Source organism: Shewanella sp. SP2S2-6 (genome assembly GCF_031931965.1).
Lineage (GTDB): Bacteria > Pseudomonadota > Gammaproteobacteria > Enterobacterales > Shewanellaceae > Shewanella > Shewanella baltica.
In genome coordinates this window covers 434,899-449,122 of record NZ_JAUOEQ010000001.1, presented here as the reverse complement: position 1 = coordinate 449,122, position 14,224 = coordinate 434,899, and the positions used below count along the sequence as shown (strand labels likewise).

Sequence of the window (14,224 nt, the reverse complement as noted above, 5' to 3'; positions counted from 1 at the left end):
GTGTAGCAACCCTAAAATCTAGGTTTAGCTTGCCGCTTTCATGCTCGCTAATACACGGTCAGCCGCTTCTAAGGTCAAGCGCAGTTCTTCTTCGCCATGGGCCATAGACAAGAAACCAGCTTCATAGGCGCTCGGTGCCAAGTACACGCCTTCATCTAACATGCCGTGGTAGAAAGTACGGAACTGCTCGATATTGCATTTTGTGACTTGGTCGAAACGGGTGATCTCTGCTTGTTCTGTGAAGAAGAAACCGAACATGCCGCCAACATAGTTGATCGCCATTGGAATACCGTGCTTGTCAGCTGCCGCTTTAAAACCTTCGGCGATACGTTTGGTTTTCGCGCTCAACTCTTCGTAAAGACCTGCTTCACATAGGGCGTCCATTTGTGCCAAACCTGCTGACATCGCAATAGGGTTACCCGATAACGTGCCCGCTTGGTAAACCGGACCCGTAGGCGCGATAAACTGCATCACATCTTTACGACCACCGAAGGCACCCACTGGCATACCGCCACCAATCACTTTACCAAGCGTGGTTAAGTCTGGTGTGACGCCGTAGTAACCTTGAGCGCCGCTTTGTGATACGCGGAACCCTGTCATCACTTCATCGATAATCAACAGCGCACCAAACTCATCACACATATCACGCAGACCTTGAAGGAAACCTGGGATAGGTGGAATGCAGTTCATGTTGCCAGCAACGGGCTCGATGATGATGCAAGAAATCTCAGTTGGATACTGCTCGAACAAAGTTCTGACTGAATCTAAGTCGTTATACACAGCGGTTAAGGTGTGCTTGGCGAAATCTTCAGGAATACCGGGTGAGCTAGGTTGACCTAAGGTTAACGCGCCAGACCCAGCCTTAACTAACAGGCAATCTGCGTGGCCGTGGTAACAACCTTCGAATTTTAAGATCTTGTCTCGACTGGTAAAACCGCGTGCTAAACGAATGGCGCTCATAGTAGCTTCAGTGCCTGAACTCACCATACGCACTTGCTCGATAGAAGGCACCATAGAGATGACTTTCTCGGCCATTTGCACTTCAAGCTCAGTTGGCGCACCAAAAGACAGGCCATTTTCCACCGCCGCTAATACCGCAGCACGGATTTTAGGGTGATTGTGGCCGAGGATCATCGGGCCCCAAGAACCGACATAGTCGATATAGGCTTTGCCATCGGCATCGTAGATATAAGCGCCGTTTGCTTTTTCAATAAACAGGGGCGAACCGCCGACACCATTAAATGCACGAACCGGAGAGTTAACGCCGCCGGGGATGGTTTTTTTAGCCTGTTCAAATAGCGCTTCGGAACGGGTCATGTTTAGTCCTTAAAGTCTGTAGCCAACTAGCGATCGGCTTTACGTGAATACCAATTAACCGGACACTCATATTTTTCGAGTTGATGATCAACGCCGAGTGTCAATGCAAACAAAGCCATGCGAATTAACAGCCCATTATCCGCCTGTCTGAAGATGGCGAGATTGGGATGGCTGTTCAAATCATTGTCTAACTCATTGGCTTGCGCGCGTGAATCCCTTGGAAGCGGATGCATAATGACAGTGTTAGATTTGCAATGCTGAGTGTAAATACTGCGATTTAAGCGGAACTTGCCGCGATACTTATTCGCTTCTTCCTGTGAAGGGAAGCGTTCTTCCTGAATGCGAGTGAGATACAGAATATCTGCTTTATCTAAATGGCCTTCAAGCTGGTCGGTTATTTTGATGCTATGGCCAGCATTTTCAATGTCGGAGATCACATAATCAGGCATCGCTAATTCAGCAGGTGAAATCAGTGTGAAACTGATGTTCTTATACATGCAGAGTAAGCGTGATAGTGAATGCACGGTACGGCCAAATTTTAAGTCGCCGACCATTGCTATGTGCATGCCATCGATACCGCGGCCGGCACATTTGAGTTCTTTTTGGATAGTGTATAAATCGAGTAGAGCTTGGGTCGGATGTTCGTTCGAACCATCGCCACCGTTGATCACTGGGACGCGACTGCCTTCGGCAAACTCTTTCACTGAATAAGAGTCTGGATGGCGCATGGCAATCACATCGGAATAAGTGGATAACACGCGCGCCGTATCGTACAGGGATTCACCCTTAGATAAAGACGACGAAGCCATACCTGTGGTTTCACGCACATGGCCGCCAAGCAAGTTAAAGGCACAGCCAAAACTTACGCGGGTACGGGTACTGGGTTCGAAAAACAGGTTACCTAAAATGGCGCCATCGAGCACATTATTGCGCTTCTCTCGAAGTGCATAGGGCATCATACGGCTAGCGACATTAAAAATAGTTTGGATTGAGTCAAGATCTAACTGGTTTACGGAGAGGATATGGGATCCTTCGAACTGATTCATCAGCCTGTTTTCCAATTTGCTAGGGGGCATTTTAAGCTGCGGTATCGCGCTTATCTGCCCTGATGTTATGTAGGGTGGCTGAGGCGCGATTGTAGCAGAAGCACAGGGGCAACGAAATAGCCACATTGCCACTGTGTTAGATTTTTGCGATGAAGCCCAAAGCTTTTAATCTGCCGCCTTAGGTTTGGTATCAAGGTTTGGCATCGATATTAGGTTTTGCATCACTATCAGATTTTAAATTGATATCAGGTTTTAAATCGATGTTTTAAATTGACGTTAGGCTTGGCCTAAGCGAATTTCCTGTTGCAGGTTTGACCAACTGATCACCCCGACCACGTTATCGGGCGTATCTTGATAGATAAACACCTCACCGCTGCGCTTGGGTGACAAGAGTAAATAGGCTTCATTGAGCGTAGTGCTGTCGCTTAAGCCTTGCATGGGATGGCGCGATAGCGTGGTACTGTCATCGTAGGATTGCATTTCAAGGCTGAGCATTTCGATAACGCCATCGGCATTGCGAACCAGCACAGGTCGACCTTCTGCCCGTTTAAGCACTTCGAGTAACAATTCATCGTTGTTATTGACGATAACAAAGCGTTTATCCATCAAGGCTCGCACGCCTTTTTTCTGCAGCGCTAAATTTACTGGCGCAACTTTATAGCCTAGCCCCATGATTTCTAATTGTTTAAAGAAAATAGAGTTAGTCTTAAAACCTTGATAGGCAATCAAAAATGCCGGAATAGTCACAAACATCGCTGGCAGAATAATACTGGCATCATTGGTCATTTCTAGCAGGGCGACTAACGCCGCCAGCGGCGCGCTTAAACATACGCCCATCATGGCCGTCATGCCGATCACAGTGTAAAGCCCTACATATGGAGCGATCGACGGGAATAAGATGGCACTGATCAGCGCCAAAATCGCCCCGAGCAGCGCGCCGATGCCATAGAGTGGACCAATCAAACCACCTGGAATACCTAAGCCAATCGCCGCAATAGTGGCAATGATTTTGGCAAATAATAGGGCAATTAACAGCAACAGACTTGGATGTTGACTAATGGCTTCGCTAATGGCGAGATCGCCCGTGCCAAGGGCTTGCGGTAATACTAGACCGATTAGCGTGGTGACGCTGCCCGCCAATAATAGTCGGTAAATCAGTGGCCAATTTTGCCCCGTCGCGGTGACTTTTAAGAGTGAGTAATTAAACAGCGCCGCAGCGCAGCCTAATACCACGCCGCCGATAGCGAGAATAGGGTAGTGATCTAAGGGAATGTGGATCACTTGAATACGGTCAAATTCGTGCACATTACCAAACACTAATTGGCTTGAAACCGCGCCACAAATTGCGGAGAGCATAATCGGGAAGAAGTAATGGACTTTATATTCGCGGACAATCACTTCGAGAACAAAAATCACTGCCGCCAAGGGCGCGTTAAAGGTCGCGGCAATCCCTGCGGCAATGCCACTGGCGCACATAATGCGCACACTGTTATCGGGAAGATTGAATTTTTCGGCGAGAAAGCTGGCACTGACAGCACCCAGATGAATGGCTGGACCTTCACGGCCGACGGAGAAATTTGTGCCGAGGGCGAATAATGCTTGAAAAAATTGCCCTACGGCAGATTGCAACGGAATTTTACCGTAGTGCAGTTTAACTCTATGTAACACATAGGCTATTCCCATGCGCTTATAACGTTTGGAGCCCAGCTTAGCCACAATCCAAATTAATATTGCGCCTAAAAGTGGTAACAGGGCTCGCCAGTCGGCGACGTTCCCCGTAAAATCCAGCGCCTGTATTTGGGTGTAATGATTGGCCCAAACGAGCAAGAGTCGAAACAGTAAGATCACGCAGGATGCGAAAATGGCAAACAGCAGTGCCAGTATGCACAGTTGCGCACTGATCCTCGCTTGGGATAAATGGTCACGTAGCTCATTGGTTAAATACTTTTTGGCTGTGACTATGGCATGTTGAATAGCGACTTTATTTATCGTTAATTGCACTGCATTGGCCTGAGTTGTATTGTATCGAACTCGTTCTTGAGTTGATTGTATTTTATATAAGGGGCTGTTACCTAATGCCAAATTATCATCGTTGGCTAGATCGGCTGCAAGTGATGGATCTCAAGTATCGTCCATCTTCAGTGTATTTATCGCTTTTAGTGTTAGTTTCTATTCTTTTTGGGGCTTGGATAAGTTTTCTGCTACTAAGCAGTGATGAGCCCGTGGTTAAACACATCAGCAGCAAAGCCCAACGCTTGAGTGCTGAATTAGAAACACAGACCCAATTACTAGCGACCCGAAATCTAGAGCTGTCCGTCGAGCGTGAGGCTAACGCCCAAATGCAAGATATGTTTGGCCAGCAGATGAAAAAGCAAAAAGAATTGGAACATGAGCTGGCGTTTTACCGTAGCATTATGACACCGGATGATAATGCCGAAGGTGTCGCCATCCACGGACTTGAAATGACGCCGGGCGTTTTAGCCGATGAGTACAATCTCAAACTGGTATTAACTCAGCTGCAAAAGCGCAAGCAAGCGATTCAAGGTCGAGTCGAATTGACATTAATTGGCGTGCAAGAGGGTAAATCCGTTAGCTTGAGTGTGAACAAACTCACGGGTTCTAAGTTGGAATTTGATTTTCGCTATTTTCAGGTCATAGATACCAAGGTCACTGTTCCTGCAGGTTTTAGTTTACAGCAAGTGAAAGTCAAAGTGCTTGTGCCTTCGAGCCGCTGGACCAAGAATTCGCAGACAGAACATGTCTATAGTGCCCCTGAGTTATTACAGGGTGAAAAAGAACCACGGGTAATACTTGAACAAAACAGTCAGGTAAAGGATAATTTGCCCCAGAAAACTGATGTAAGAGGTAGTAATGACTGATCAAGCTGATACAGCAATGCCAATCCAATTTACCGATGCGGCAGCCGCTAAGGTGAAAGGTTTGCTGGAAGAAGAGCAAAATCCTGCACTTAAGCTACGAGTCTATGTGACTGGTGGTGGTTGTTCTGGATTTCAGTACGGCTTTACCTTTGATGAAAAGGTCAATGACGGCGATTTTACGATAGAAAAACAAGGCGTCCTCTTAGTTGTCGATCCTATGAGCCTACAATATTTAGTCGGTGGTGAAGTGGATTACACTTCAGGACTCGAAGGTTCTCGCTTCTTTGTGAAAAACCCTAACGCAACCACAACTTGTGGCTGTGGTGCCAGTTTCTCTGTGTAAAGAGTTTCTCTATAAAGACTGCTCACTTAGCGCCTTTAAGGTGTGAAGTGAGAGCAAAAAAGCCGTCGCAATGACGGCTTTTTGTTGGGCAAAATTCAGTATGCTACGAACTTAACTCATGATATTCAGGTTAAGCTTAGGTTTAAACCACGCCTTTACCTTTTTATCAAAAGCGACCCAGACTTGCAGTAATGACAAGATGATTAACGCGATAAAAATCACATAGTCAGGCAGTTTGCCCTGCCATTCACCTAAATGCACCGTCGTCGGGCCTACCACTAAATTGCCGGGATCGTACATGATCACTGGCAGCATGCTAATCAAGCCAAGCTGCACGACTGTGTAGCCACGCAGCATAATAAGCGCCGCCTTTTGTCGACCAATAATGGCAATCACCATTAAAAGTGTTAGTAGACAAAATAACACGCCTTGTTTAGCGACTAAGCCACTCACGGACGCAACAACATACACTAGCAGCAGGGCAATCAGTCGTTTGGGTAAACGTGAACTCACGGCCGCGTCAGCCTTAGGTGTCGGTATAGCCGATTCTTGCTCGCTCATAGACATTCTCGCTTAGCGATTGAGATTAATGGCTTTGCTTAGGCGCTAATCGTTGATCTAACTCATAAGGTGGGATAACCACACCTAAATCATCTAATACTGGGAACACGGCAACGAACAGGTCGTCATCTTCCATGCCTGGCACCCATCTTTCGTGAAATTCATCGAATGGGATCGCTAATGTTTGGCAATCGCTCCACTCATCCACAGCCCAAGATTCAGCCGCTTCTTCGGTTGGCCACATTGGAATGCAATCTTCTTCTTCAGTGGTCAGCATTACGCAACCGTCTTGGTCTTGTAATGTCCAAAGAACTTTATGTTCTTTGACTTGCTCAACGAGGTAATCGTAACGGGCTTCTGGTGTCATTGCTGCTGTCTCAGCGAGGGTTTTAACAGTCTTGCTCATGAAAAATATCTCTTTTGCTTGAATAGGGCGAAGCCTGTTGTGTCTCTAATGTAAAAACCTAGGGCACAGCAAAATTCACCAGTTGGCTAAATGGTAACATTAGAGCGGGATTAGAAAAAGAACAACAGCGCCAAGAGGGCGCTGTTGTGTTAGATCTTCGATGTTTATTCTGCCGCGCGGAAGTAGCGATAGATAAAGCCTGCCAAAATGGCGCCGACAATCGGGGCTACCCAGAATAACCAGAGCTGCGATACCGCCCAGTCACCGACAAATAACGCAGGACCTGTACTGCGAGCAGGATTTACCGAAGTATTGGACACTGGAATACTGATAAGGTGGATCAAGGTTAAGCCTAGACCTATGGCAATCGGGGCAAACCCTTTTGGCGCGCGTTCATCGGTGGCACCTAAAATAATGATCAAAAAGAACAGTGTCATAACGATTTCGCAAATCATGACCGACAGCATGCTGTAGCCACCCGGTGAATGTTCACCAAAACCGTTAGAGGCAAATCCACCCGCAAGTGAAAATCCTTCCTGACCAGAAGCAATAAGATACAAGATACCCGCGCCTGCAATCCCGCCCGCGACTTGGGCTATGATATAGGGCAATAATTCTGCCGCTGGAAAACGTCCGCCAGCCCAAAGGCCGAATGACACCGCTGGGTTAAGGTGGCAACCTGAAATATGGCCAATCGCAAAGGCCATAGTGAGAACTGTTAAGCCAAATGCGAGCGCGACACCGAGTAAGCCTATGCCCACCTCGGGAAATGCAGCGGCAATTACCGCACTGCCACAGCCTCCAAGGACTAACCATAAGGTGCCAAGAAATTCCGCCGCCATTTTTTGTGACATATTCATTGATTGATTTCCTATTTAGTCGATTTATGTCTGTGTGGCTTTTGACGCCATTACATAAACCCTTGTTTATCTCGCTGGTTAAGTTTAGCTAGATAAATAACCATTCCCTTAATTAAAGTTTTGCACGCCCAGATTGTTCATGCCAAAGCTGGCCATCACAATCAGAGTGTTGTGTCTTTACTGCTTAGTTAACAATCACTTTAGTTCGTTTACATGGCATAACTGTGATCAAGCATAGATGGGTTTTCATATTGTGCATTTTTGATCATGGCTTATTGCGTCAATGAGCGGATTTTCTGGGGTATTAGCCATTTTTGTTTTTTTACCTGCATAGATTGTATAGATGGCAACCTGGTGATTGAGGGATTGCTTTTCCCTCACCTCTTGCGTATCAAGCCGTTGAGTTATTCTTATAAGTTATTGAAAATAAATAAATAGATATTTAATAGATATAAAACGGGGAAATAAACGAGGGGTATTTCGTTGTCGCTCATTACTAGGCAAAGTAAAAGGGTTGAGTTACTTGAATGTTAATTATGTGTTTCTGTGTTGCTAGCCATGATTAGACCAAAGTCCTTGAAGAAAAATCGCTGACTAAGGCTTTTGGATTAATTCAAGTAACAGTGCCAAACAACAACAAAAATGGTTTGCGATGCCTAAAAGTGAAGGTGGGAAGGATGAAGAAGAAATTATTGACCTTGGCAATCCAAGCTTCGATGTTTGGTATTGCTCCTTCGGTAGCATGGGCTGCCGATACGATTGAAGTGAATGCGGTGAATGAAAGCGCTAATCGGGTTGAAGTTGAGGTAGCTGATAAACAAGAAAGCATCGAAAAAGTGACAGTCACTGGCTCGCGGATTAAGCGTGACAGCTTTTCACTTAGTACTCCACTGCAGGGCCTAGATGCGAAAGATATCGCCGATAGCGGTATTGGATCATTGGCGGATATTCTAGTTGACCAAATTCCTGCATTAGCAGAAGGCGTTAGCAGTACAAATAGCCAATCGAGCGTGCAAAATACGGGTCTTTCAACCATTGATTTACGTAACCTAGGTACAGACCGTACCCTGACCTTGATCGATGGTCGCCGCGTAGTATCAAACAGCTATAGCGGTAACTATGTCAGCTTAAGCACGATTCCAGCCGCTATGGTCGATAAGGTCGAAATCATTACCGGTGGGGCGTCGGCTGTTTATGGTTCCGATGCGATTGCTGGGGTGGTGAACATTATCACTCAACAGAACAAGACGGGCTTTGAGATTAACGCCCGTGGTGGTGAAACCACCGAAGGTGGTGGTCGTGAAACCACTGTCGATGTAGGTTATGGTACTGATTTTAATGGCGATAAAGGTTACATCTTCGCCAGTGCGACTTACGATAAGCAACATGGGTTATTTGCGACCGACAGGGAAAGAGCCCTGTACGAGTCAAGTTTTGCCTACGATGAAAAGCAAATGTGTAATGCCATGAACACTGTCGATGGCGACCAGTGTATGCGCGATATTACCCGAGACGATTGGCGCGAACGCAGTAATGACATCATCGGTGGCCGCTTTAAATCAAACTCTTGGTGGTACGATGGCACTGAGCTTAAAACCGATTTTAAAGAAGAGCGTGATGGTTATAACGGTTACACCACAGGTTTATTAAAAGTCCCTGAGGATACCTTGGCCGCGGCGGTCAAAATGAACTATGACCTAAGTGACGATGTGCGCGCGAATGTGCAAGTGCAGTTTAGCCGCAATAACGCGTTTCGTCGTACCGATGCCGAAGGCCAAGACTATAACGACACTGAACTCTATATCGACCCTGTAACGGGTCTTCCTGGCACTATTGCTGCGGGCAGTATTTCACCAAACAATCCTTATGTGCCAGCCGAAATTGCTGCAATAGCAGGCAAGAGCATCACTTGGGATCGCCGCTTCCAAGAAGTTGGGCCCGTTGAGAGCGATAACGAGCGTACTACTTTGCGTACTTGGGCGGGATTGCAGGGCAACTTATTTGAAACTTGGACCTGGGATGCCTCACTGGGTTACGGGAAGTTTGAACAGCGTCAGCGCCGCAGCAATGAGATCAGTATTCGTCGTCTGCAATATGCTCTGGATGCTGAATACGCCGCAGATGGTGTGACTATCCAATGTGCCAGTGAAGAGGCAAGGGCCGAGGGTTGTGTTCCCGTCAATATCTTTGGTGAAGGTTCAATCAGTAAGGAAGGGGCGGACTATATCCGTGCCAATCCCTATATCAACACGGATATCACGCAATTTAATGCCCTAGGATTTATCTCAGGCGAATTGTTTGAATTGCCCGCGGGTGGCGTGCAATCGGCATTCGGGGTCGAATATCGCCGTGATACTCAAGCCGTCGATACCGATAAAGCGATGCGTGGCGATGCGATAACGTTTAACGATGTGCCGCCCTTTGAAGGGGATGTGACCGTATGGGAAGCCTTTGGTGAAGCGAATCTTCCTTTGTTAAGGGATGAGGCTTTTGCTAATAGGCTCGACCTAGACTTGTCATTACGTCTTGCCGATTACAGCCAGAAAAACATCGACTTAATGTCGAGTTATCGCGCGGGTATCCTGTGGGAGCCTATTGCCAACTATGCACTACGTGCTAACTACTCTCGCTCGCAACGTGCGCCGAATATTACCGAGCTGATTTCTCCACCCCGCGGAGATTACGACAGTATTCGCGATATTTGTGATGGGGTAACAGCAACCTCTACAGGGGCAGGGCATGATAGTTGTCGCCAAGACCCTGGTATTGCAGCCGCAATTGCGACTAACGGTATCTTTGAGGATGCGGGCGGTTCTAAATATTCGCCGAACGCTGGTAACGAAAACCTTACCGAGGAAACCGCGGATACCTATACCTTAGGCTTTACCATGGCGCCAGCCTTCCTCGAAGGCTTTAATCTGGCGGTCGATTATTACGATATCAAAGTTACCGACGCCATTGGTTCACTAAGCAACGAGGATATTCTGGCCGAATGTTATAACTCGAGTAATCCCTATGGCGCCGATAACGAGTACTGTCAGGTCATCAGCCGCGATACTGAAGGGCAAATCACCCAGGTTATCCAACAGGAACAGAACCTAAATGACATTGTCACCCGTGGTGTTGATATCGCCATGGCCTACGAGTGGCAGTTAGACGGTTACGGTGAGCTTAGCTTAAAAACTAACTGGACCCATGTGTTGGAATTCAGCACTAGCTACTATGGCGCCGATGGTTTAGTTGAAGATGACTATGTGGGTGAGCTTGCCAGCGGGATTTTTGAGGACAGAGGTTCAATCTCATTAACCTGGAGCAATGATGATTGGCGTGTACGTTGGAGCGCTAAGTATAAAAGTGCCATGGTCGATAGCCACGATAGAGTTGAAGAGTGGAACGTGCTGAAAGCCGAAAACCAAGCCAAACTCGATGCTGGCGATGCCACTGCGGTAGCCAATCCAGAAACGCCTGCATTCCTATTCTACAGCTCGTATATCACCCACGATTTGTCGGTGTCTTACACTATGGACGTAAGTCAGGCTGAATTACGTTTATACGGCGGTGTGCGTAATATTTTCGACAATCAGGGTCCTTGGGTGGCCGATACTGGTGATTTAGTCGAAACGGGTAATGGTAACTACAGCAGCGCCTATGGCGGTGGTGTTGGTCGCTATGCCTACCTAGGTGCAGAGCTTAAGTTCTAATATCGTTGAATTGATACTAACCACTTAAGTTTGCTCAACCGCATGTGGCTCCCTGCATGCGGTTTTTTATTGCCAATCACCGTTAGACACGGATATCAATAAGTTCATCGTAATCAGTTCATCGTAATCAGTTCATCGCAATAAGTTCGTAGTAATAGGTTTGGTGCACGTAGCAAGCCATAAACTGGAGAGGGTGGTACTAAGCTTTTACTGGTTTTAGACTACGGTAATTAACTTAAACTCTTAACTCTGGCATTTAACTTAAGCTTTAAGACAGGCAGTTAACACAAGCTCCTTGCTCTCGCGGTAAATCTTGGCTCCTCACATAGGCGAATGCTCTTCGGGGCGCTTTGAGTGAGAAAAACAGAGCATAAAGTCAACAGGCTAACGGCGGAATAGTAAAAGACCTAAGAGACAAAGGCTAAAGATACAGAGGCTCAATGCACCAGTGAGGGGGAGATACTCTCTTGAATACTGAATAAACACAGTATTTAGGGATAAGTGATAGCAGTAACTTGTTAAGCGATTGGCGGCTGGTTATGCCGCCAATCCTTTGATGGGATGTACTTGTGGAATGCTAAGCGTTATTTAGCTTATTGGCTCACAGGTTTGTGGACGGCAGATTTGCCTTTAAGAACTGGCTTTGTTCCCAGAGCAAGTGTTCTAGGGATTCCTTAGCCGCATAACTGTGTCCTTCAAATGGCAGGATAACTAATCTTGCTTTACCGCCAAGGCCTTGAATGGCATCGAACAAACGCTCAGATTGCAGCGGGAATGTGCCTGAGTTTTGATCCATCTCACCGTGAACTAATAGCAAGGGTGATTTGATATTATCGGCGTAATTAAACGGTGACATTTGCTGGTAAATATCATTGGCTTGCCAGTAGTAACGCTCCTCATTTTGAAACCCAAAAGGAGTGAGACTGCGATTATAGGCACCGCTTCGGGCAATGCCTGCATAAAACAAATCCGTATGGGCGAGCAAGTTTGCCACCATAAATGCCCCGTAGGAATGCCCGCCTACGGCGATTTGTTTACGATCGGCAATGCCTAAATCCACCAAGGTATCGACAGCCGCCTGTGCGTTGGCAATGAGTTGCTCGCGAAAGCTGTCATTGGGCTCTTTATCCCCTTGAGCGATGATGGGCATAGAGACTTTATCAAACACCGCAAAGCCTTCGGCGACTAATGGGATTGGGCCCATAGGGCTGATGCTGGGATATTGATTGGCGCTAAAGTTAATTTGGCCCGCGATGTCGGGATCGTTAAATTCCCGCGGATAGGCCCACATTAACACGGGTAGGGTGCCTTGCTCCTTGGTGTAATTGGCGGGTAAGTAGAGAGTGCCAGACAGGGGCACGCCATCGGCTCTTTTGTAGGTGATAAGCTGCTTCTGCATTCCCCGATACGCACTCAGTTCATCGGCCTGTTGGTAGAGCACACTTTCTTTGGCGCCATCGATTAAGACAAGGCTTGGGGCTTCAGTCGGGCTTTCACGGTTGATAATCAGTTGTAAGGGCTCAAGATTGAGCACGTAGCGCACCGACTCTAATTGCTGGGCTGGCGATTGCCAAAGCAGTGACGACTCACCCGTCAGTAATGAGGTGCGCTTTAAGAAAGGCTTATCCCCCTGTGGCGATGCCCCTTGGCCGTAGTGAATAAGCCCTGCGGTTTGCGTCGGCTGCAGGCGGATCACATGCCCTTTGCCTTGGGTGTATTCTCTGGAGAATATTCCAAGTTCTTGATATTTATCGCGCAGATTACGCTCGTTCAACGTCTGTAGCCTACTTTCTCCAAGGCGGGTATCTAGGCTACTCAGTCGCAGTAACTGTGCTTTGCTATTGCGCTGGGTCACTAAGGCGATGTTGTTCTCCGCCCAGTCGATATCGATGATCCGCCAAGGGGTTTTGGCGATGAGTTTGGCCTTTTGGGTAAAGGGCGCGTCGAGTTGCCATAGACTGTCCCGTAGCGGCGCCTCCAGCTGGCTATCGCCCTGATCTAGAGCCTCGGTAAAGGCTAAGGTTGCGCTTCGCCCTTGAACCCAATGGAACTGGCGTGGGCCTGGGAGCACTGAGTCTCTTCCTTGGGGCTTAGATTCTCCACTCTGGCTTTGGTGCAGTTGCGTTATGCGTTGGCCATCAAGATTATAAATCTCTGTTAAGGTTGGAAAATCATAATACTTTACTTGGGTTGAGAAGGGCGCGGTGAGCTGATGGGTTAAAATATAGCGCCCATCGGGTGACACCGAAAAGTCCTCAAAAATACCCGGCGCGGCGATAGTTGTCAGCTTGCCATCTAAATCCACTCGGGCCAATTGACTGGTCGTCAGTTGGCTAAAGCGTTGTTTGTCAGCGCTGGTTTTCAATAAGTCCTGATAGGTGCGCTGCGGGCTTTGTTTGCCTGAGGTTTCCTTGGTTTTCGGTGCGTAAACGGCCTGAGCCATGCTTGTGTTGGCATTGGAGGCTAACACAAAGCGAGCGAGTAGACTGTTATTGTTAGCCCACTGATAATCAAGGCTAATCGTGCCATTCAATCTGTTGTCTGACAGGCGCTTGTGGCTATCTTGAGCGAGGTTGTAAACATATAAGTAACCGCCCTCTGGCGTTATGCTCACATAGGACAGATAGCGACTGTCGGGGGAAAACTGCAGCTCAGTAATATCATGGCCGCCGGGCAAGCTAATCATTCGCTGCTGATTGTTTTGAATATTAATTAGCCTGAGTTGGTGGTAGCGTTTGCTAATACGGCTGGGTAAATATTGCTCGGCGGCGATACGTAATCCTGCCAGCTTTTGCTCTGGCTGGGCCAACGTGGCAATGCTCGGCGCCGAAATCGGGCTGATTAATGCCAGCCATTGATGATCGTTTGAGAGTCGTGTCGTGAGGCTGGTACTGTGGTTAATGGTTTGCTGCAATGCAGAGGAAGGTTTTTGGTAGTCTTGTGCTAAGGTCTGTGGGGTAAAAATTGGACATAACATCATCCCGATGCAAATCAAGGCTAAACGAAGCATGTTTGGGTCCCTAACAAAGTGCATAACTCCCGCACAGATAATTTGTAACAGGAGTAAGACGTTGACGCATAAGTTTTTATTGGTCATGCAGTTGTAAGCAA

10 protein-coding genes are annotated in these 14,224 nt (G+C 47.4%); 3 read left to right on the top strand and 7 right to left on the bottom strand.

Annotation, left to right across the window (positions count from 1 at the left end; translation table 11 throughout):
- Positions 1 to 24: 24 nt before the first annotated feature.
- From hemL to Q4Q57_RS01950, 3 genes are all read right to left on the bottom strand, one after another.
- On the bottom strand, positions 25 to 1,317 hold the full coding sequence (gene hemL / locus Q4Q57_RS01960; protein WP_311889475.1) for a glutamate-1-semialdehyde 2,1-aminomutase: 1,293 nt from the start codon (positions 1,315 to 1,317) through the stop codon (positions 25 to 27).
- Positions 1,318 to 1,343: 26 nt separating this feature from the next.
- A complete protein-coding gene (locus Q4Q57_RS01955) occupies positions 1,344 to 2,363 on the bottom strand; it encodes an aspartate carbamoyltransferase (protein WP_006080739.1) in 1,020 nt (339 codons plus the stop codon).
- A 276-nt stretch (positions 2,364 to 2,639) separates the two neighbouring features.
- Positions 2,640 to 4,364, bottom strand: a complete 1,725-nt coding sequence (locus tag Q4Q57_RS01950; RefSeq protein ID WP_006080740.1) for a chloride channel protein — start codon at positions 4,362 to 4,364, stop codon at positions 2,640 to 2,642.
- A 74-nt stretch (positions 4,365 to 4,438) separates the two neighbouring features.
- Between Q4Q57_RS01950 and Q4Q57_RS01945 the strand changes: the two genes are divergently transcribed.
- Positions 4,439 to 5,242 (top strand): DUF6776 family protein, encoded by an 804-nt coding sequence (locus Q4Q57_RS01945; protein ID WP_011846148.1) that lies wholly within the window; start codon positions 4,439 to 4,441, stop codon positions 5,240 to 5,242.
- Positions 5,235 to 5,585, top strand: coding sequence for an iron-sulfur cluster insertion protein ErpA (gene erpA / locus Q4Q57_RS01940; RefSeq protein ID WP_006080742.1), 351 nt, complete (start codon positions 5,235 to 5,237; stop codon positions 5,583 to 5,585). The genes Q4Q57_RS01945 and erpA overlap by 8 nt, the downstream gene beginning before the upstream one ends.
- Positions 5,586 to 5,696: 111 nt before the next feature.
- On the opposite strand, the gene Q4Q57_RS01935 is transcribed toward erpA, so the two are convergent.
- From Q4Q57_RS01935 to aqpZ, 3 genes are all read right to left on the bottom strand, one after another.
- Positions 5,697 to 6,146, bottom strand: coding sequence for a hypothetical protein (locus Q4Q57_RS01935; protein WP_006080743.1), 450 nt, complete (start codon positions 6,144 to 6,146; stop codon positions 5,697 to 5,699).
- A 25-nt stretch (positions 6,147 to 6,171) separates the two neighbouring features.
- The gene (locus Q4Q57_RS01930; protein WP_006080744.1) at positions 6,172 to 6,552 is read right to left on the bottom strand and encodes a DUF2750 domain-containing protein; all 381 of its coding nucleotides are present in this window, start codon (positions 6,550 to 6,552) and stop codon (positions 6,172 to 6,174) included.
- A 164-nt stretch (positions 6,553 to 6,716) separates the two neighbouring features.
- Positions 6,717 to 7,412: an aquaporin Z gene (aqpZ, locus tag Q4Q57_RS01925; protein ID WP_006080745.1), complete on the bottom strand. Its 696-nt coding sequence runs from the start codon at positions 7,410 to 7,412 to the stop codon at positions 6,717 to 6,719.
- 677 nt (positions 7,413 to 8,089) lie between these two features.
- Here aqpZ and Q4Q57_RS01920 point away from each other — a divergent pair.
- A complete protein-coding gene (locus tag Q4Q57_RS01920; protein WP_311889471.1) occupies positions 8,090 to 11,113 on the top strand; it encodes a TonB-dependent receptor domain-containing protein in 3,024 nt (1,007 codons plus the stop codon).
- A 601-nt stretch (positions 11,114 to 11,714) separates the two neighbouring features.
- On the opposite strand, the gene Q4Q57_RS01915 is transcribed toward Q4Q57_RS01920, so the two are convergent.
- A complete protein-coding gene (locus tag Q4Q57_RS01915; RefSeq protein ID WP_311889469.1) occupies positions 11,715 to 14,123 on the bottom strand; it encodes a prolyl oligopeptidase family serine peptidase in 2,409 nt (802 codons plus the stop codon).
- Between the last annotated feature and the right edge of the window lie 101 nt (positions 14,124 to 14,224).

Coding starts and splice junctions, on each gene's coding strand:
- hemL (WP_311889475.1), bottom strand. CDS start 1,317: ATGACCCGTTCCGAAGCGCTATTTGAACAGGCTAAAAAAACCATCCCC.
- Q4Q57_RS01955 (WP_006080739.1), bottom strand. CDS start 2,363: ATGAATCAGTTCGAAGGATCCCATATCCTCTCCGTAAACCAGTTAGAT.
- Q4Q57_RS01945 (WP_011846148.1), top strand. CDS start 4,439: ATGCCAAATTATCATCGTTGGCTAGATCGGCTGCAAGTGATGGATCTC.
- erpA (WP_006080742.1), top strand. CDS start 5,235: ATGACTGATCAAGCTGATACAGCAATGCCAATCCAATTTACCGATGCG.
- Q4Q57_RS01935 (WP_006080743.1), bottom strand. CDS start 6,146: ATGAGCGAGCAAGAATCGGCTATACCGACACCTAAGGCTGACGCGGCC.
- Q4Q57_RS01930 (WP_006080744.1), bottom strand. CDS start 6,552: ATGAGCAAGACTGTTAAAACCCTCGCTGAGACAGCAGCAATGACACCA.
- aqpZ (WP_006080745.1), bottom strand. CDS start 7,412: ATGAATATGTCACAAAAAATGGCGGCGGAATTTCTTGGCACCTTATGG.
- Q4Q57_RS01920 (WP_311889471.1), top strand. CDS start 8,090: ATGAAGAAGAAATTATTGACCTTGGCAATCCAAGCTTCGATGTTTGGT.
- Q4Q57_RS01915 (WP_311889469.1), bottom strand. CDS start 14,123: ATGCTTCGTTTAGCCTTGATTTGCATCGGGATGATGTTATGTCCAATT.